The following is an 18,615-nucleotide window of genomic DNA, read 5'->3' on the forward strand; positions in this document are numbered from 1 at the left end:
CAAAGCGTTAGCCATTTGGAGAAAGTTTGAAGTACTTATCAACAGTAGCGTTAGTAACCCTTTCAATAGTGATATGTATATCTCTTTTACTTTCCCTATTAGCTGTATTTGGATTAATCGAGTGTGTCCCATTTATAGATAAAAGCAATCTAGGTTTATTGCCAGGTATATCTATAAGTTGTGGCGGTATGATAGCTGTTCTAGCTTTCTTCAGAGATCGCAGTCATCAATCAGCAGATCGCCAGAGAAAAAGTGACGAGGTATATCTCAAAATAGCAAATGACGCTTTTAATGAAGTTTATAACTTATTAAAAGATCGTAATAATGACCGTATTATTTGGGTAAGAGCTTCTCGACTATTATTAAAAACTACATCACTTAAAAATAAACTTATTACTGATGATGTAAAAAGCTCATTTACCATCTCAGAAGAGCAACTTCGTGGTGAACTTTATCGAGTACTGTCGTATAAGAAATCCGGAAAGAAAAACCCACAACCACTCCCACCCCAGTTTTTCTATGGAATCGAGGATTGGGATAGTGAAAAGTCTTTAGATAATGCCGCATTAAAATCAGGATCTAACATGGTCGTAAGCCGAGTTATTATAGATGAAAACATTCCAGACCCTTCGCAAAAAACACTTGCTATTAGATCGGTTATTGCCATTTTCGACTTCCTGAAATTTCCTGAAGATTATGATGACCCATTGGAAGCAGTACAAGAATGGAATGATAATTGGGAAGACAGTAACGGAATTGTTCAAGGTGCTAAAAGGTTCGTGCACCACACTAAAAGATATTTTGTTATTAACGGAAAACTAGTCGATAAAATGGCTAACAAGTCATTAAAGTAGGACAAAAAACAGTTGGTTTTGCTCCTTCGTCGCTAATTTTAACCAACTGTTTTTTGCCTGTTAACAGGGCGCTGGGGGATCCCCTCATAGAATTGGCCTCCCTTCTTTGTGAACCCAGATAATATATTGGCGCTGTTATGGTAAGTACGGCCCAGGTAATTTGGGCTGAGTTCATCTTGTAATCTTTTGCTCTTTTCCTGACTTCTCTGCCTAGTCTAATAATAGATAACACGCGCCGATTACGGATGGTGTTAGCTTGAAATGCTCTTTCCCAGTTTTGCTTTTGAGCAATGAGACCGAGTAGCCGTAATAACCATTCTGCGAGCATCGCAATCAGCAGTAATATGTCGAATCGTTTGGTACAGCGACTGTTGCTGTGGCGTAGTCCCATACCGTACTGCGGGCTTTTAATATCGCGGAAGGTTTCTTCTATTTGCATCCGTCTTGCATAAAGGGAAACCAGCTGTTTTGAGTTCAGTTTATCGTTCTCGGGAAGATTAGTGGCGAGTAGCCAAGGCTCTTTGCTACCCGCTCGATAGCTTTGTTGGGCGGTGTGGTTTCGTCCTGCTTTTGAAGAGCGTTTGTCCTTTCGATGTTTGGCCTTTGCTTTGTACAAATGCAGATGTGCATGAAGCGGGCTTTTACGCCCCAGTTGCCCACACCCAAGGTATTTTGCGCGCGAATTTGCGCTGGGGTAAAACGACTTATTACTTTGCCATAAAGCTTGCCCATCACGCTTGAAACCCACATCTCCGCGCACTCGACCTAGCCAGAACCAGCCATGCTTTTCGACTTCACGAAACCAAGGGTTGCGATAGCCCGCATCGGTAACAATCAACGGGCAACAACCCGACGGCAGGATACTCGCCAACTCCCGTAAAAACGGATTATGACTGACAGGAGAGTTGTACTCAGCAAAGGAAAATACGCGCTCATAAAGTGTGACAGAGCGCCCTTGAACACTGACCGATGCACGTAAGGTTAAATGCCTAAGCTGCTCACGCACATCAGACCAATCCACGAGTACAACAGGCATGGGGTTAGCACCGCAAAGCAGCTTTGCGTGCCAACGGTAGATGTCGAGCCGCTCGTTATGTAGATTGCTATTACCAAGCAGTCTGTCGATGCGCTTTATGTTGTGTTTCGGGGCTACGGAGCCTGAGATATTCCGTCCTAATTAGGTCAACGACAGTTGCTGGCCACCTAGCAAAGATTGGGTGGCAATCATCAAAGAGGAAAGACGTTTGGCATGTAGATTAGGGCATTGTTTTTTAAGCAAATCGTGTAAGATAGAAATATCACGCATGGTGTTGTTATCTAGTTGGTTTTTGCGAAATTCCTACTTTCAATAGAGGACGTCAAATAGCGCCATGCGTGTCTATATTATTGTTTCTGCTCATAATTATGAGGGGATTCGTTAGATTGGGGCGTTATATTTCAAGGAGAGTTCGTGTACAAGTTAACTATTGCAATAATATTAATGTCACTCGTAGGGTGTGCATCGGTGCCAGCAAATTATGGAAAGCCAGAAGTAGGATCAAAAATAGGAGTAATGTTACTTATAGATGAGTCACCAACATATCAACATATTGGCACGACTATCTTTAGTAATAAAAATCTTAGTGAAACTTCAAACAGTAATTATCATCAGAAATTTAACCATAAAATATCAACTATATTGACAAACCATGGCCACATTCCTAAATTAATTGCTGCAAATCCAAGTCTTCTTGAAAACAAGAACTCCTTATTTAGTTACATTGATTTTAAAGATAAATATAAAGCTACTCTGGATAAAATAGCTCAAGAAAACACCCTAGATTTCATAGTTATTGTTTATCCTCCATCTGGACCAGCGTGGGTAAACTCATCGGCTTATCTATCAGGTTATGGTTTATATTCTAGGTGTATCTTCGGATCATGCGATGCTTATGCTTTAAATTATGTGAGTGCTAGAATTTATGACGCTAAAAATAAAACATCTCTAAACCCAATGGATTTCGGTTTCTTTGAGCAAGTACCAATGCCAGAAGTTAATATTCCTGATGAACCTAATGAGATTCAGGCTGAGCAGGTGGATGCTGCTGCAGATAAAGCACTCAACAACTTCATGACTAAATTCACTGAAATGCTAAAAACCTCAGAGTTTATTTAAATTGAAATATAACAAGTTGCCTAAGTTCGCCGCAAAAAACGCGGCTGGGACAAATGCTCACTGGGCTTCGCCCAACAACGTTCGCATTTGCCCCTTGGCAAAGCGTTAGGTGCTCAATAGTGGATTTTAAGAAAATAATTTTATTTGCACTTTTTTGGCCCATAACTTCAGAGGCGATTGAGATTGCTTTTCGAGAGTCTCATTTTTTGAGTCAGTACCGTCACGAGATATACATAAAAGATGATCAATATGTTTATATTGACGACCATTTTGAACTTGATAACGAATCCAAATGGATACCTAGTACACCATCACTCAAAGTTCTAACGTTAGACTTCGAAACTCAGCAAAACTTAGTTAAGCGGCTAATAGAATTAGGAGTCGGAGAATGGAAGCCCGAGTATCCAGAAAGTGATATTCCACTTATTTGCGATGGTTTGTCTTTTGTTCTTTATATTAAATCAAAAAAATTAAACACTTACTCTTCAGGTGGATGCAGGTTTCCGCCAAATTACGAAAGTGTTAGAAAAGCATTGGAAGATTTATGAGCGCACCTAACAAGAGACTATGGCGTCAATAGCTAATTTGTAGCCTTTGGCGCTTCCCACATGACCCCATCTCTGAGCATTGAATTTTAGATGACAACCATCTTTCTAATGCAGGCAATAATCGCCACTTTCTTAGGCTTACCCGCAGCGACTAATCGTTGATATGTTTCCTTGAATACGGGGTTACTTTGTATCGCTGACATCATCGCCATGTACAAAACGGTTCTGACTTGATGTCTGCCTCCTTGGATTTTCTACTTACTTACAAAGACATCCATCTTTAAAGTCGTGTAAAAAACTCTCCTGCTTAGAAGGGGGAATACCCCTCATCAAGCGTTTAGGTACTTTTATCTGAATGATTGGGGATTTTTACTGGAAAAATGAGCGTAGAGAAAGGAAACGGCGAGTCAGGTCAGTTTTTAGGCAAACGCCTATGCTACAAGAGAAGCATTAGATGTGTTAGTTGCAATGTCTTATGCGCGTTTTAACAACGCTTTCGCTTTGGTCATTCCTCGCAGACGTTGATGATGGGTGTGGCGCTTGAACGCATTCATCATTTGCTCAGCACCTGCGGCGTAGCAGAAGTGTTTTTCAAACTCAGTAGTTAACGTTAGCCATTGAGCAGAGTCTAACCCCAATCTTTGTGGAATAGGACTGTGAGTGTTATTGATATGACCCGTCTTATCATCACGAATACAGTGGCCTTTGGTATTAGTTGAGTACATGAGCTCAACTATTCAGTGAGCTCAAAATACTCAGTGGGAGCATAAGCGTGACAAAGCGTAATTAGTTGTTGCTCGGTGGCTAAATTAAGTATGCCACTACAAATACACGAGTGGAGTGTTCACGCTTACTCATTCCATATCCCCAGTACGGTTTTCTTTATGTCGGTAATGGCAGCGGTGGCGACTTTTTTTTCTTTTTCGTTAAGCTCTCTTCTAGGGAATTGCGTTGTCTCTAGTAATTGCATGATGCCCTCAGTTAAGAACCTGCTTTTTGCCCCGTATACATGTTGGTCCCCGTGTCGTTGTTGCTCTGGTACCCAATATTTCATGGGGTGTATAAGGTGCAGTTCATTTTTTGCTCGGGTGATCGCCACATTCAGTAGTCGCCTTTCTTCTTCTAAACTACGCTTGTCGCCAGCAGCGTATTCATTCGGGAAGTTGCCATCAGCCACGTTTAGCACGTACACATTATTCCACTCTTGTCCTTTGGCGCTGTGCACAGTTGAGAGGATTAGAAAATCATCATCAATTAACGGCGGGCCAGAAAGGTCGCCCGTTGATTGAGGGGGATCTAAGGTGAGCTCGGTTAAAAAGCGTTCCCTAGAGGAAAACTGCTGTGATATCTGGGCCAACTGTTCGATATCGCCGAATCGGACGAAGTGATCGTCATAGTTAATTTCTAATAGCGTTTTATAGACATTAATCACTTGGTTAACTTGATCTGACCAACCAATTTGGTTGTTGCCAATAGCGCTCACCACTTTGATCAGCTCTAGGAAAAGCGTCTTTGCCAGTGCAGGTACGGGGAAGTCAAGCAGCTCACTGAATACATATTGCTTTTCAGTGAGCATGTTAATGACTTTATCAGCGATTTTAGGCCCCACACCAGGCAAGAGCTTCAATATTCTAAATGCAGATATTTTATGTTTGGGGTTATCTGCCCAGCGTAATATCGAGAGTAAATCTTTTACATGAGCAGCTTCTAAAAACTTAAGGCCACCGTGCTTTACATAGGGAATATTGCGCCTAGTTAGCTCTAATTCGAGACGGTCACTGTGGTGACTCGCTCTAAACAAAATGGCTTGCTTCTTTAGTTCAACGCCTTGTTCTCGCGCCGCTAACAGCGTTTCAACAATGTATTCGGCTTGCTTGCTGTCGTCTTCAACGGTCACTAATTTAGGTTTCGCGCCTGATTTGCGCTCGCTGAACAAGGCGACTTTGTAGCCTTCTGAGCCTTCACTTAATAGGGCGTTGGATAAATCCAAAATGCTCTGATGAGAGCGATAATTTTGAGTTAGCGAAATGACGCGGGCCGGTGGTGAGAATTGCTCAGGAAACGTGAGAATGTTATCAACGTTCGCCGCTCTAAATGAATAGATAGATTGGGCATCGTCACCTACCACGGTTAACCCTTTACCGGTAGGAAAGAAGCCCATTAAAATTCCTGCCTGCAATACATTGGTATCTTGGTATTCGTCGACCAATATGTAATCAAATTGGTCTCGTATTTGCTGGGCAATTTGTGGTACTTGGGCCATGTGATAGCAGTATAAAAGTAGGTCGTCGTAATCTAAGCAAATCTGTTCCATTTTTGCTTTGGCATACGTTGCAAAGAGGGTTTTGAGCTCTTGATGCCATTCGCGGCAATAGGGGAAGTGTGCATCTAAAATGTCTTCAAGTGCTTGCTGGCTATTGACGCAGCGTGAGTAAATATCGAGGCAGGTTTTTCTTTTTTGGAAAGCGTCTGTCGGTGGAGGTGAAATTCAGTTCATGACGAATAACGTCCATCATATCGGCGCTATCATTTCTATCCATAATGGTAAAGTCACTTTCTAAACCAATGGCCGTTGCATGCTCTCTGAGTAGACGAGCTGATATCGAATGGAATGTGCCCATCCATGACATTTTAATTGGTTGATGGCGTTGTTTATTTTTATTCTTTTTATATTGCTGCTGCTCGATGATCCGGTTAGCGCGGGACGACAATTCACCCGCTGCTCGCCGTGCAAAGGTGACGAGTAAGATCTTATCGGGCGATTCTCCATTCAAAATAAGTTGCGCTGTTTTATGGGCGATCGTGTTGGTTTTGCCTGTACCAGCACCCGCAATAATGAGCAAAGGTGATGTATCAACCATGCCTGCTGCGTCTTTGCATTCCACTGCTTTTTGCTGTTGTTCGTTGAGCTGCATAGTATCTAGCATGTTGCCGAGCATTACTTTACCTAATCATCTTGTTCTAATGGGCAAATATAATGGATTTATAGGTGACTGTATATAAAACCAGTTGTTGTCTCTATCGAGAACGAGCTGTTTAAGGAATGGGGAGGCGAGTGGGGAATGGGTAAACACCAATGTAATTCTCTCTGCTGAGGTTAAATACAAAAAGGACGCCGCAGTATATTTGTGGAATAACACAAACCCGTTATTGGTTTTGATTATCGAATTTACCGTTAATTTCCTTACACTGATGCGACGGGCATATCATCAAAAAAGAACAATAAAATGGATCAGACCAATACCTTTAAGAGTTTGTCGCTAGTGGCTTGTTTAGTACTAACCGCTTGTGGCGCCAGTGAAACACCTCAAGCATCGAGCGCTTCAAAAGATGTGAAAACTGTAACAGAAGCCAGTGGCTCAAAAAGCGCCAATACCAGTTCTGTTAACGCCAGCGCGGAGGCGCTAGAAATTAGCAACAGTGGGGATAAATGGGTGTCGCTTTTTAACGGGAATGATCTACAAGGCTGGCAAACTTTTGTGAGTTATCAACCTAAAGACAGCAAATATCAAGATCCTGATTATTTACCTGTGCGCGGTGTAAACAACGACCCTAAGAAGGTATTCAGCGTTCAAGATGGACTATTGCGCATATCGGGCGAAGAGTGGGGCGGTATTAGTACAATCAAGGAATACGAAAACTTTCATCTTAAATTTGATGTGAAATGGGGTGATAAGAAATGGCCGCCCAGAGAAAACCTACCTCGTGACAGCGGCGTGTTGTATTTTGCTGTTGGCGAACCTGGTGCATCTATGAATCACTGGATGCGCAGCCATGAAATGCAAATTCAAGTGGGCGATAGCGGCGATTATCACAGCCTTGATGGTGTTTTAATTGATACACATTGTGGCGATGCAAATGACGGCGACTGGCATTTTTACCGTTACGCACCTGATATGCCGCTATGTGAAGACATTGCGAACCGTGTATTAAAATTGGGCGAGTATGAGAGCCCGATTGGCCAATGGGACACCATGGAAGTGATCGCAGATAACAAAGTAGTGATCCATAAAATAAATGGCCGCGAAGTATTCCGCGCTTATCATTCAAGGCAAGTTATCGATGGTAAGCAGGTCCCACTCACTAAGGGAAAAATTGAATTTCAATCTGAAGGGGCTGAAGTTTTTTATCGCAATATTCGCATAAAGCAGAACCCTTAGGTCATTGCATTAAAACAAAGTCAATTGCGGCTTGAATCGAAAATTTAGCATACTAATAACCACAGCTAGGATGATAGCTCAGCAGCGTTATTTATCGTCGCTGAGCTGGCTTGTAACAAACTAAACGTCAGTAAACTTGGCGTTTAAAGCGTTCTGCTTTTTCGCTTTATGCCCTAGGCTTCGGTTATACCGTGTCAGGTTTAGCTCAAAAGCACGTACCGAGCCATGGGTCTTTAGCTCATAGCCATCAACCTGAAACGCTGCGCTCATGCCTTAATCACAATCCGAACGCTAAGTTTTAACTCTCAACTTTAAACACTAACTACTTAGCAAAGTGCTGCGCTACTTTGCGTTGACTTCTTCTATTGACCAATCATCTGTTCGAAAGGGCACCGCAGGTAAGTTTTCATTGTTGGTAAGGTTGGCAATAGGGTTATCGGCCCAGGCGTACCGCACCGCCACGGGTTTGTTAATCTCTGGGTGAGAAACGATTACTTTTGAGCCTTCAATATGCGCAATTGCCTTACGAAAGACCTTATCTGCGCCAGCAATAGTAAAGCCTTTTAATGGGGTGTTGTCAGCCGTGCTCAGTCCTTCGGCATTGTTAAATTCAAGCTCAATTTTGCCTTGATTGGCACTCAGCCCGACAAAGTCTGGGCCGCTTGCCACTAAGCTAAGCCCATAAACCTTAGGGGCAGCTTGGCGCCATAAACGCTCTCCTACTTGGCGTTTTTGTTTGGGGTGTAAATCATCCGCACTGCCTACGTCTATGGACACTGCCATCCCAGTATTGGGTACAAATAGTGTTTGTCGCTGGGCATCTCGCAGGTAAGCCCATTTGCTGTTAGGTTGCAATTCACTTGGTGGAAGATAAGCGGATATTTGTACGAATAGAAATGGCAGTCCAGGTGCTTGGGCTCGCTCGCGCCAGTTGGAGATTAAGTTGCTAAAAAGGGTGTGGTAATACTCATGCTTGTTTATGTTGCTTTCACCTTGATACCAAATCACGCCTTTGGCGGTATAAGGCAGTAATGGGTAGATCATAGCATTGTATAAAAAGCTCGGAGTAAAGCTGTAATTGATCACTTTAGGCATAGGGGCTTCGATGTTGTTATTGAGCCGCCAATGTGACGAAATGTCCGATTTGACGTCGTCTATGTCTAAATATATTTGTCCTTTTTTACCGATAGTCACTTGGTTATTCCAATCACTATTGACGCGCAGGGTGATAATATTTCTGCCTTGTCGCAATAATGCTGCGGGTATCGCGTGAACTGACTCATTGGTTTTCCAGTCTTCGCTCGCCAAGTGTTGCCCATTTATAAAGATAAAGGCATTTTGCACGATATCGCCGAAACTTAACGTGATAGGGGTGTCGGGCAAATTTTTCAACGTGAACTCGCGGCGTAGCCAAACGAAATCATGTAATGGGGTTTTGTTGGGTAATTCTATGTGTTGCCAATGGCTATCGTCATAGTCCAAACCAATGGCATCTTGCTCTGAGGCGCTTTTAAGATCGTTTATTCGTTGCCATTTTTTTATGCTCTTGGCTTCGTTATCAGCAAGAATTTCGGGCCAGTTTTGCCGTGTTTTAACCTTTGCACTTTTTTGTGCATAGCCTGGCGTGGCGGCGACAACGTCTAAATCAATCCAGGATTCAGCTGGTGTACCGCCCCAATTACTCTCGATAATGCCAACTGCAACGTCTTCTTGCTCTTGCAATTTTCTCGCAAAAAACCAGGCAACCGCGGAAAAATAACCCACAGTTTCGGGCGAAGCAACCTGCCAATGGCTAACAGGCAAGTGACGCTGCTTAGTGGAGGCAACGGTGTCAGGTATGTCAAAAAAGCGAATTAGGGGGAGGTTGGCTGTCGAGATTTCTTGTTCATTGCCCACCACATCGCCTTTTAATTTCCACTCCATGTTGGATTGTCCGCTGGCTATCCACACCTCACCGAAATACACATCGTGAATGGTTTTTGAGTCATCAGCGTCAATAGTTAACGTAAAAGGCCCAGCTTTATCGTGCGCAGGCAACACGGTTTCCCAATTACCATTGTGATCCGATTGAGTAAGGTAACGTTGCCCCAATAAACTTACTGTGATTTTTTGGCCTGGGGGTGCTTGGCCCCAAATTCGTAGCGGTTTTTCTCGCTGCAGTACCATATGGTCGGAAAATAAAGGTGATAAGGTTAGTGCCTGTACTTTGTTCACACCGCCAATAAAAAAAAGTATTCCTATTAGAATAACGTTTGCCATTGCCACTCCGTTTTTGCCTAAACTAATTCACTGTATGAGTTCTGATACTGACACAATTAGCTTGAGGGTAAAAAATACTTTAGCGGGATATTTAGTTTGGTTTTTCCATGTGCCTTTTTGTCATCTGCCAAGGCGGGAATTTTAAGACAGGGTTAAGCATTCGCTTTGATTAAAGGGACGTTTAAACGTAAATGCATTTGGCGATTCGCCATTATCGCGCAAAAAAGTAAGCTTGCTGATAGCTTCGTCAATGCTGGGCGTATGACCTTCTGGGATCCACCACAACACATAGGTGTCTACATCACTATGTTGAAACCACTCTTTTTTGCGGCGCATAAAATCTCGGTGATGGGTCTTGAACATAAATGCTTTTAGGGCATCAATTGACTCCCACACCGACATATTCACAATCATATTTGGATCATCAAAAACCTGAATGTGCGTGGCATCACCGCTGTCATCTTGTAAGCGCCAAATAAAACCTGGGCTTGCTTGGGCTATGGCATTGATAGGCGCTAAATTATTCACAAAATCCACCATTTCAGGTGCGTCTATGGGGTATAAAGTGGTAGCAATATTCAATTGGGCTAATGGCATATTGGCTCCTAATGTTGTAATCAACGTTTAGTGTGTGCGCAAAACCAAGTGTTTGCTTTAAATTCTCGTGTTAAATAGGCTCAATGCCCGCACCTATGACAATAGCCCATTGATTCACATGCCAGTTTTTGACCAGCCCATGGCGCACGTAGGGATCATTTTTGGCAAACTCTTTGGCGACGTTTGGCGAGGCTCCTTCGAATAACAACGCCGCGCCCAAGGTGGGTTCGGTTAATGCGCCACCTAAGCGCAACTCGCCACGAGCGCATGCAGCTTGCGCTAACTTCAAATGTTCCTCTCTATAGGCCTCACGCTTTTGTAAATAGTCAGGCTCGACATTGTATGTCAGTAGATAATACATCTTGTTCTCTATTCCTTATCTTATTCCACAGTATGCACTTCAAAGTAGGTTTTGAATTACAAGCATCGACAGGAGCGATAGTAGCAAGGAAATAAAGCGGAGTCCGAAGGTAAATGTGCAGAACAAAGTGGGTTGCTGTTTGTTGAAAATAGAGCTAATCGAGCCCCCAAAAAAAAGACCAGCTATGCTGGTCTCAATTGTTTTTTAAACATCGGATTAGCTCGCGGATAGGGCGCAGACTATTTAGGAAGTTTAAAGGTCCAAACGCTGCCACCTTGGTTAAAGTGTTTAACGCGCTGTGCTACGTCACCACCCCAAAGCGGAACGGCGCCGCCCCAGCCGGATAAAACTGATATGTACTGCTCACCGTCCATTTCCCAGGTAACGGGTGAGCCAACTATGCCTGATCCGGTATTGAACTTATATTTTATTGCGCCCGTTTTAGCATCAAATGCAAGCAAATAACCTTCAGGGTTGCCCATAAACACCAAGTTACCTGCTGTGGCCAAAACGCCTCCCCATAATGGCGCGTAGTTTTGGTAGCGCCACACTTCTTTGCCTGTTTTCGGGTCGATTGCTTTCAATACGCCTATATACTCTTCGTTGATGGGTTTAATGGTAAAACCCGCACCGAGGTAAGCAGCGCCTTTTTTATAGGCAGTAGGTTCGTTCCAAATGTCCATTTCCCATTCGTTCGACGGCACATAAAACAGCTCAGTGTCTTTGCTGTAGGCCATAGGCATCCAGTTTTTGGCGCCTAAGAAGGCAGGTGCAGAAACAACGGATGTGCCTTGCGTGCCCTCTTTTGATTCCGACGGATCGCCAGGACGGTTGCTATCCACAAAAATGGGGCGCCCATTCTTATCTAACCCTGATGCCCATGTAATTTTATCGGCAAACGGGAAGCCTCGAATGTAATCACCGTTTTCGCGATTCAATACATAGAAGAAGCCGTTTCTATCCGCAGAGCCTGCCGCTTTTATGGTTTTCCCGTTTTCTTTGTAATCAAAAGAAATCAGTTCATTTACGCCATCAAAATCCCAACCATCGTGAGGAGTTGATTGAAAGTGCCACACTATTTTACCTGTATCGGGGTCAATGGCTAAACGGGACGAAGAAAATAAATTGTCGCCGGGGCGAAGGTGAGAGTTCCACGGTGCAGGGTTACCTGTGCCGAAGAAGAGTAAATCTACATCAGGATCGTATGTACCGCCTAACCAAGGCGCAGCGCCACCTGATTTCCATAGATCACCAGGCCACGTTTGCCCTGGCTTTCCGCCCGATATGCCGTTCTCGGTTTTTTTTCCGTCTTTCCATATGTAACCCATGTGGCCTTCAACAGTAGGGCGTTCCCAAACGAGTTGACCATTAACTGCATCGTAAGCACGCACTTTACCGACTACACCAAATTCACCACCGGCTACACCCGTTATTATCTTCCCTTTAACGATTATCGGGGCTGCGGTGATAGAATATCCAGCTTTATAATCTTCGACCTTTTTCTTCCAAACAACTTTGCCTGTGTCTTTATTCAAGGCGACTAATTTGGCGTCTAACGTACCGAAAATAACGAGTTCACCATACAGGGCTACACCGCGATTGATCACATCGCAACAAGGCATAATACCGTCAGGTAGGCGTGCATCATATTGCCAAAGTTCGTCACCCGTGTTGGCGTCAATCGCATAAACCCGAGAATACGAACCAGTGACATACATGACGCCATCTTTAATCAAGGGTTGTGACTCTTGGCCTCGCTGTTTTTCGCCGCCCAATGAAAATGCCCAAACGGGGCGTATTTCTTTAACGGTGTCGCCGTTAATTTTTGATAGGGGACTGTAGCGCTGACCTTTGAGGCCCATGCCATACGACACCACATCCCCTGTTGTCGCTTGGTCATTTAAAATGTCTTTGTCTGTAACATTAGCGGATACCGCAGGGGACAGTGCAATGGATATGAGCACTGATAATGACAATACTGTTTTCATACCTTTATTGTTCATCGTTATTTCCTCATGAAATTTTAGTTTTTTGCGTGTTTATATTCAGGGTCTAATTAAGGTTATTGCTGTATATTTCATATCGTTAAAACGGAACCTTCATTAGGGTATATGCATAGTATTCTGTGTATTTATTTGGCTCTATGACTCAGGCGTAGGATATTTATTCATCACTTAGTAGGAGAGCTTAAGGCGTACGTTCAAGGAGAGTAATACTCAGGGGCTTCATATATTGTCTGGTAGCCATCGAAAATCTTTTTCATGGTCCCATTCTTCGTCATTTCCTCAACGATATCGCCTATGGCATAACCCAACTGACGATGATCTGTTTTAACGGCCATGCCGATGTCCCACTTTTGTTTGCCAATATTAGGGAAACCGTTTTGCGCCAAGGGATAATGCTGGTTGCTTAAGCGGCTTTGGTAGTAACTGATTTGACTGCGCATGCCCATCACGGCGTCTATCTCTTTTGCTTGCATTGCTTGTATCGCCAAAGGGATGGTGACAAATTGTTTGCTTCTGTCGCGCATACGCCCAGCAAAGGCTGACATCAAATAGAACTGAGGAATAGAATCGTTTTCAACGCCTATGTCATGGTACTGAAAAACAGCAATTGTCGGCACCGATTCAATCGCTGATTGGTCATATACTATCTGCCATGATTCCACATGATAGGGGGCAAACATATGCACTTGCCCATTCACCAATTCACCTATGTCATCGCGTTTTAAGCTGTATTTTTTATCATAAGGGACCCGCAGCATTAGGTCTGCAACGGTGCGATCGAGGAAATGTCCCTTCCAGATATTATTACGTAGGTCATCTTCTACGGACTCATCCGCAGTGGCCCATTTTAACTTGAGCTCTACGCCTAGTTGCTGAGCAATATGTTTGGCTATTTCCACGTCAATGCCCAAATCTTTGCCGTCTTTTTGAAATGAGAAAGGCACAAAATCGCGATATACGGCAACCGTAATAAAATGGGTTTGTATTATGTCATCGTAAGGGCGGGCTAGACTCATTTCACTGGAAAACAGTGCGAAAGCCGCCCACAAAATCCGAAGCAAGGTTTTACTGGGTGTCACTGACAGACTCTAACCAGCTACGAATGGCCCACAATGCTTCCTGATTGAGGTGTTCGGTCATTTTAGGCATATAAACAGCACCGTTTCGTACGGCCCCATTTTGCACGCGATATACGTACCATTCGTCTCCATCATAGTCTGGAGCTAACATACGTAAATCAGGTGCTATACCGCCAGAGACGCCACCTAGGCCATGACATCGCGCACAGTTCTGATTGTAAGCTGATGAGCCAACTCGCAAAATTTCGTCACGATCATGACCTTCTGCATCACGGTAAGGGTTGGTGTCAGACCATTCTTCGCCTAACTCTGGTATGGTTGATGTATCAACACTCTGCGGGGTCACAGAGCCATGTGCAGCCAAACCAAAAGAACAAGTAGTTATGGCTGCTATAAAAATACTGCGGCTTAATGTATGTCTAATCATCACCGTTTATCCTCTTTGTATGTAACTGGTTAGTCATTTAATCAACGAGGTTCAGCTTACCCATCTGCGGGGCATCCACACATTGCACTTTAGCTAGATTAAATCTCATCCTTTAGGATGATTTTTAACAAAATTTCTACGTGAAATTACACTTAACTCTTTAAATTCAGTTGGTTAGCTGTTGTAGGGTAGAATTTCCAACACACGTGTTCTTCTATATGCTGATGTCACAAGTCGTTTTAGCGTGAATAGAGGAACGGACTATGAACAAGGAAATAAGCCAATTAATAAGGTGCAAAATAAGCGCTATTAAACGTCTGACTTGGGTTTTGTCTACAGTTTGTATTTTGCTATTTAACGGCCAATCGGCCGCTGAAAATGCTCCCCTTAGTTTTGAGGTGAGTTATTTGAAGCTATTAAAAGACCACGTCGCAACGTTCAGTAATATTAATGCGTTACCTGAAGACAGTGGCTTGCTTGGTGCGCAGTTGGCAGTGAATGATGCTAACTCAACGGGTAAGTTTATCGGTCAGACGTTTACATTATCTCAGTTTGAGTTAAACGCTTCTCAGGACTTGCTCAAACGAATTGAGCAGCAGTTTAAAAGTGGTGTATTCGTATTTCTTGTCAGTGGCGACAGTGGTGTGTTTGAAGCCATAGATCGATGGGCGAAAAACAAACCGGTGCTGGTATTTAATGTCAGCGAGCCTGCGGATGATATGCGCCAAACCTTGTGTTTGTCATCTGTGTTGCACACGGTCCCGAGTTACCGAATGAAGTCAGACGCATTGGCTCAATGGCTTGTGGCAAAGCGGTTATCGAAAATACTGCTGATCAAAGGTGAGGGGTCGACCGATGAGCATATAGCACATGCGTTTTCTCTTGCAGCAAAACGTTTTGGGTTAAACATTATTGAGCAAAAAGTGTGGAATTTTAACACTGACTTGCGGCGCAGTACCCAGCAAGAAATTCCGATATTTACCCAAACCTCTCGACCTTATGATGTGGTTTTTGTCGCTGATGCTCACAAGGACTTCGCCGAATTCATACCTTACAACACATACTTGCCAAGGCCGGTTATCGGTTCAGCTGGCTTAGAAGCGCTGGCATGGCATCGAGTTATAGAGCAATGGGGCGCGGCGCAACTGCAAAGTCGTTTTCGCAAAATGACGGCAAGAGACATGAATGAATTGGATTTCAGTGCTTATTTAGCGGTACGAAGTATTGCCCAGGCGGCTCAGCAAACAGATTCAGGCAAACCTGCTGAGTTGATTAAGTATATTCATTCTGATGCCTTTGAATTGGCCGCATATAAAGGGCGTAAGCTCAGTTTTCGCTCATGGAATGGTCAGTTAAGAATGCCTTTGGCATTGGTGCAGCCAAACGCTTTTGTGTCTGAATCGCCCCAAGTTGGAATGCTACATCCGACAAACGAACTTGATACCTTGGGTTTTGATGCACGTGAAATGCGATGCAAATGAGCCACCAATATCAATAGAGGTCACTTATGAAAAAAAACACTTTTAATATGTCGCTGTTATTAGCGATGTTGCTTGGCTGTAACGCAATCACTCAGGCACAAGCAGAAGAACTTGCTTACGTATCAAATGAAAAAGACAACACCATTTCAGTTATCAATCTTGCCCAGCACAAAGTACTGCGCGAGTTTGACGTTGGTCAGCGACCCCGAGGGTTGGTACTGAGCCACGATGGCTCTACTGCTTATCTGTGCGCCAGTGACTCTGACAGCATTCAGATCATTGATTTAGTCGATGAAACCGTTACAGGAGACTTACCTTCAGGGGAAGACCCGGAAACCATTGCTCTGCACCCCGATGGCAAAATCATTTATACCTCAAACGAAGATGATGCCCTGCTAACGGTTATTGATATTGGGTCGAGACAAGTGATAACGCAAATCGATGTGGGTGTAGAGCCCGAAGGACTTGCTGTAAGCCCTGACGGAAAACTTGTTGTGGTTACCTCAGAAACAACCAATATGGTGCACTGGATAGACACAGAAACTTATGAAAACATTGATAACTCACTGGTCGGCGCACGCCCGAGATCGGCCAAGTTCTCGCAAGATGGCAAGCAACTCTGGGTTAGCTCTGAAATTGGTGGCACTTTAAGCGTGTTTGACGTCAATACTCGTCAGGTTATACATGAATTTACCTTCGCTATTTCAGGGGTACATAGGGACAAAGTTCAACCCGTCGGGGTGGAATTGAGCAGGGACGGCACAACTGCCTTCGTTGCACTGGGGCCAGCAAATCATATTGCGATCATTGATGTTGCTAGTATGGATATTGAAGAATACTTATTGGTGGGCAGACGAGTTTGGCAATTAGCCTTTAATCAAGACCAAAGCAAGCTGTTAACCACCAATGGTGTTAGCGGCGATGTGTCGGTGATTGATATTGCAAAACGTAAGGTCACGCATTCTATCAAGGTAGGGCGCTATCCTTGGGGCGTAGTAGTGCGTGGCGCAAAATGATCAAGCCAATTGATACCAAGCTGAACGCTGCCGCGCAAAATAACTTTAGCCTAACAGAGCCCGATCGGATGAGAAGTAGCGCCAGTATCGAGGTACGAAATTTGTCATATTGTTATGGCAAAAAGCGCGTACTTGATTGCGTGAATTTGACCCTGCCAAGGGGTATCAATATTTTACTTGGACCAAATGGTGCAGGCAAAAGCACCTTATTTTCTTTGCTCACGGGCTTAAAATCTGCCTCGCTAGCTAAAACAGGTGCGGGCAAAGATCTCGCAGTCGATACAGCTAATAATGAAATCAAGGTATGCGGTTTGAGCCTTCAAAGCGCCCGTAGGAATATTATGCGCTCTATGGGGGTAGTGTTTCAGCAAAGCACCTTGGACTTAGATTTAACCGTCAAACAAAACTTGTTGTACCACGCATCGCTGCAAGGGATTTCTTCGGCGAATGCTCTGAGTAATATTAGCGATATTTTGTCGGTATTGGCACTCAAGGACAAGCTTGATGTGAAAGTTAGAGCGTTGAATGGGGGGCATCGCCGGCGGGTAGAAATCGCCCGAGCATTGTTACATCTGCCCAGCGTACTATTACTTGATGAACCTACTGTAGGACTGGATATAGAGAGTCGCGCACTGATCATCAAATATGTGCGCGCGTTAACCCAGCGAGAAGGCTTATGCGTGTTGTGGGCAACGCATTTAATGGATGAAGTCACTCTAGAAGACCGTTTGATTGTGCTTAGCGGTGGGGACGTCAAAGCGCATGGGATCACCCAAGATTTATGTTCTCAATATCAGGTTGATGATGTGCCACAGCTATACCGTAAGTTAACCGCTAGCATGGAGGTGATATGAGCCCAGCGACATATTTATGCTGCATGAATGGCATCATTAAACGAGAAATATTGCGCTTCTTACAACAAAGAACCCGCTTGCTGAGTGTATTGGTGCGTCCGTTACTGTGGTTGGTCGTATTTGCGGCAGGGTTTCGTTCGGCACTGGGGATCTCGATAATGGAACCCTACAGCACATACATCACGTATCAGCAGTATATAACGCCTGGACTTGGCGGCATGATCATCTTATTTCATTGTATGCAAAGCTCGTTGTCTATGGTGTACGACCGAGAGATGGGCAGTATGAAAGTCTTGCTTATGAGCCCAGTGCCCAGGTCCTTTTTACTGTTCAGTAAACTCGTAGCTGGGGCTATTTTGTCGACGGTTCAAGTGATTATATTTTTATTCATCACCAGACTGGTGGGAATCGATATTGAATTTACGGGATACCTATACGCTGTACCTGCTATTTTCTTAACCGCGTTTTTCCTCAGCGCGCTGGGATTAATGCTCGCCAATCTTATTACTCAGCTAGAGAACTTCGCAGGTGTGATGAACTTTGTTATTTTCCCTATGTTTTTCTTGTCCAGCGCACTGTATCCCTTATGGAAGATGCAAGAAGCAAACGTCGTATTGTTTTGGATTTGTCAGTATAACCCTTTTACGCACTGCGTTGAGTTGTTGCGATTTGCTTTGTACGGGCAAATTAATGAACTTGCTTTTGCCGTGGTGTTCAGCAGCGCAGTAGTAACCTGCGTTATAGCGCTAGTGACGTTTCGGGGTCGTGGATAATGCTTCCTTTTTCAAAAGCAGTAGGTTGAGCTGACTTTGGCAGGA

General features: G+C 43.9%; 17 protein-coding genes and 3 pseudogenes. 8 read left to right on the forward strand and 12 right to left on the reverse strand.

Going from position 1 to position 18,615, the window contains the following annotated elements:
- Positions 1 to 26 precede the first annotated feature (26 nt).
- Positions 27 to 854 carry a hypothetical protein gene (locus GMES_RS15710; RefSeq protein WP_006993723.1) on the forward strand — a complete coding sequence of 276 codons (828 nt, stop codon included), beginning with the start codon at positions 27 to 29 and terminating at the stop codon, positions 852 to 854.
- Positions 855 to 938: 84 nt separating this feature from the next.
- Here GMES_RS15710 and GMES_RS15715 read toward each other — a convergent pair.
- Positions 939 to 2,160, reverse strand: a pseudogene (locus tag GMES_RS15715) (IS4 family transposase).
- Between the two features lie 144 nt (positions 2,161 to 2,304).
- Here GMES_RS15715 and GMES_RS15720 point away from each other — a divergent pair.
- On the forward strand, positions 2,305 to 3,009 hold the full coding sequence (locus GMES_RS15720) for a hypothetical protein (RefSeq protein WP_006993724.1): 705 nt from the start codon (positions 2,305 to 2,307) through the stop codon (positions 3,007 to 3,009).
- Positions 3,010 to 3,128: 119 nt separating this feature from the next.
- The gene (locus GMES_RS15725) at positions 3,129 to 3,557 is read left to right on the forward strand and encodes a hypothetical protein (protein ID WP_006993726.1); all 429 of its coding nucleotides are present in this window, start codon (positions 3,129 to 3,131) and stop codon (positions 3,555 to 3,557) included.
- A 32-nt stretch (positions 3,558 to 3,589) separates the two neighbouring features.
- On the opposite strand, the pseudogene GMES_RS15730 reads toward GMES_RS15725, so the two are convergent.
- The 4 genes and pseudogenes from GMES_RS15730 to GMES_RS22845 form a co-directional block, all read right to left on the reverse strand.
- Positions 3,590 to 3,811 (reverse strand): annotated as a pseudogene (locus GMES_RS15730) (IS110 family transposase); the annotation flags it as partial.
- Between the two features lie 219 nt (positions 3,812 to 4,030).
- Positions 4,031 to 4,270 (reverse strand): annotated as a pseudogene (locus tag GMES_RS15735) (hypothetical protein); the annotation flags it as partial.
- A gap of 137 nt (positions 4,271 to 4,407) precedes the next feature.
- Positions 4,408 to 6,045, reverse strand: a complete 1,638-nt coding sequence (locus GMES_RS15740) for an ATP-dependent helicase (protein ID WP_307524908.1) — start codon at positions 6,043 to 6,045, stop codon at positions 4,408 to 4,410.
- Positions 5,972 to 6,496, reverse strand: a complete 525-nt coding sequence (locus GMES_RS22845; protein ID WP_226990317.1) for a UvrD-helicase domain-containing protein — start codon at positions 6,494 to 6,496, stop codon at positions 5,972 to 5,974. The genes GMES_RS15740 and GMES_RS22845 overlap by 74 nt, the downstream gene beginning before the upstream one ends.
- A 288-nt stretch (positions 6,497 to 6,784) precedes the next feature.
- Here GMES_RS22845 and GMES_RS15745 point away from each other — a divergent pair, with 288 nt between their 5' ends.
- The gene (locus tag GMES_RS15745; protein ID WP_006993729.1) at positions 6,785 to 7,717 is read left to right on the forward strand and encodes a 3-keto-disaccharide hydrolase; all 933 of its coding nucleotides are present in this window, start codon (positions 6,785 to 6,787) and stop codon (positions 7,715 to 7,717) included.
- Between the two features lie 120 nt (positions 7,718 to 7,837).
- Here GMES_RS15745 and GMES_RS22490 read toward each other — a convergent pair whose 3' ends face one another.
- The 7 genes from GMES_RS22490 to pedF form a co-directional block, all read right to left on the reverse strand.
- Positions 7,838 to 7,987 carry a hypothetical protein gene (locus tag GMES_RS22490; RefSeq protein ID WP_006993730.1) on the reverse strand — a complete coding sequence of 50 codons (150 nt, stop codon included), beginning with the start codon at positions 7,985 to 7,987 and terminating at the stop codon, positions 7,838 to 7,840.
- Between the two features lie 72 nt (positions 7,988 to 8,059).
- On the reverse strand, positions 8,060 to 9,976 hold the full coding sequence (locus tag GMES_RS15750; RefSeq protein WP_006993731.1) for a sialate O-acetylesterase: 1,917 nt from the start codon (positions 9,974 to 9,976) through the stop codon (positions 8,060 to 8,062).
- A gap of 141 nt (positions 9,977 to 10,117) precedes the next feature.
- Complete coding sequence (locus GMES_RS15755) at positions 10,118 to 10,573, reverse strand: DUF3291 domain-containing protein (protein WP_006993732.1); 456 nt, start codon at positions 10,571 to 10,573, stop codon at positions 10,118 to 10,120.
- Positions 10,574 to 10,643: 70 nt separating this feature from the next.
- The gene (locus GMES_RS15760) at positions 10,644 to 10,934 is read right to left on the reverse strand and encodes a YciI-like protein (protein WP_006993733.1); all 291 of its coding nucleotides are present in this window, start codon (positions 10,932 to 10,934) and stop codon (positions 10,644 to 10,646) included.
- A gap of 239 nt (positions 10,935 to 11,173) precedes the next feature.
- Positions 11,174 to 12,937: a PQQ-dependent methanol/ethanol family dehydrogenase gene (locus tag GMES_RS15765; protein ID WP_006993734.1), complete on the reverse strand. Its 1,764-nt coding sequence runs from the start codon at positions 12,935 to 12,937 to the stop codon at positions 11,174 to 11,176.
- A 197-nt stretch (positions 12,938 to 13,134) separates the two neighbouring features.
- Positions 13,135 to 14,019, reverse strand: coding sequence for a substrate-binding periplasmic protein (locus tag GMES_RS15770; RefSeq protein WP_006993735.1), 885 nt, complete (start codon positions 14,017 to 14,019; stop codon positions 13,135 to 13,137).
- Entirely contained in the window at positions 14,006 to 14,446 is a 441-nt protein-coding gene (gene pedF / locus GMES_RS15775) for a cytochrome c-550 PedF (protein WP_006993736.1), read from the reverse strand. The genes GMES_RS15770 and pedF overlap by 14 nt, the downstream gene beginning before the upstream one ends.
- Positions 14,447 to 14,709: 263 nt before the next feature.
- Between pedF and GMES_RS15780 the strand changes: the two genes are divergently transcribed.
- From GMES_RS15780 to GMES_RS15795, 4 genes are read left to right on the forward strand one after another with little or no spacing between them, the layout of a single operon-like run.
- Positions 14,710 to 15,927, forward strand: coding sequence for a lanthanide ABC transporter ABC transporter substrate-binding protein PedA1 (locus tag GMES_RS15780; protein WP_006993737.1), 1,218 nt, complete (start codon positions 14,710 to 14,712; stop codon positions 15,925 to 15,927).
- A gap of 26 nt (positions 15,928 to 15,953) precedes the next feature.
- Positions 15,954 to 16,943, forward strand: a complete 990-nt coding sequence (locus GMES_RS15785) for a YVTN family beta-propeller repeat protein (RefSeq protein ID WP_006993738.1) — start codon at positions 15,954 to 15,956, stop codon at positions 16,941 to 16,943.
- Positions 16,940 to 17,797 (forward strand): lanthanide ABC transporter ATP-binding protein PedB/LutE, encoded by an 858-nt coding sequence (locus tag GMES_RS15790; RefSeq protein ID WP_006993739.1) that lies wholly within the window; start codon positions 16,940 to 16,942, stop codon positions 17,795 to 17,797. Before GMES_RS15785 ends, GMES_RS15790 begins: the two co-directional genes overlap by 4 nt.
- Entirely contained in the window at positions 17,794 to 18,570 is a 777-nt protein-coding gene (locus GMES_RS15795; protein WP_006993740.1) for a lanthanide ABC transporter permease protein PedC, read from the forward strand. The genes GMES_RS15790 and GMES_RS15795 overlap by 4 nt, the downstream gene beginning before the upstream one ends.
- The last annotated feature ends 45 nt before the right edge of the window (positions 18,571 to 18,615 follow it).

Source organism: Paraglaciecola mesophila KMM 241 (genome assembly GCF_000315015.1).
GTDB classification, from domain to species: Bacteria; Pseudomonadota; Gammaproteobacteria; order Enterobacterales; family Alteromonadaceae; genus Paraglaciecola; species Paraglaciecola mesophila.

What these genes read in the sequence shown, in the direction of transcription:
- GMES_RS22845 (WP_226990317.1), bottom strand. Translation starts at nt 6,496, where the DNA reads ATGCTCGGCAACATGCTAGATACTATGCAGCTCAACGAACAACAGCAA.
- GMES_RS15745 (WP_006993729.1), top strand. Translation starts at nt 6,785, where the DNA reads ATGGATCAGACCAATACCTTTAAGAGTTTGTCGCTAGTGGCTTGTTTA.
- GMES_RS22490 (WP_006993730.1), bottom strand. Translation starts at nt 7,987, where the DNA reads ATGAGCGCAGCGTTTCAGGTTGATGGCTATGAGCTAAAGACCCATGGC.
- GMES_RS15750 (WP_006993731.1), bottom strand. Translation starts at nt 9,976, where the DNA reads ATGGCAAACGTTATTCTAATAGGAATACTTTTTTTTATTGGCGGTGTG.
- GMES_RS15755 (WP_006993732.1), bottom strand. Translation starts at nt 10,573, where the DNA reads ATGCCATTAGCCCAATTGAATATTGCTACCACTTTATACCCCATAGAC.
- GMES_RS15760 (WP_006993733.1), bottom strand. Translation starts at nt 10,934, where the DNA reads ATGTATTATCTACTGACATACAATGTCGAGCCTGACTATTTACAAAAG.
- GMES_RS15765 (WP_006993734.1), bottom strand. Translation starts at nt 12,937, where the DNA reads ATGAACAATAAAGGTATGAAAACAGTATTGTCATTATCAGTGCTCATA.
- pedF (WP_006993736.1), bottom strand. Translation starts at nt 14,446, where the DNA reads ATGATTAGACATACATTAAGCCGCAGTATTTTTATAGCAGCCATAACT.
- GMES_RS15780 (WP_006993737.1), top strand. Translation starts at nt 14,710, where the DNA reads ATGAACAAGGAAATAAGCCAATTAATAAGGTGCAAAATAAGCGCTATT.
- GMES_RS15785 (WP_006993738.1), top strand. Translation starts at nt 15,954, where the DNA reads ATGAAAAAAAACACTTTTAATATGTCGCTGTTATTAGCGATGTTGCTT.
- GMES_RS15790 (WP_006993739.1), top strand. Translation starts at nt 16,940, where the DNA reads ATGATCAAGCCAATTGATACCAAGCTGAACGCTGCCGCGCAAAATAAC.
- GMES_RS15795 (WP_006993740.1), top strand. Translation starts at nt 17,794, where the DNA reads ATGAGCCCAGCGACATATTTATGCTGCATGAATGGCATCATTAAACGA.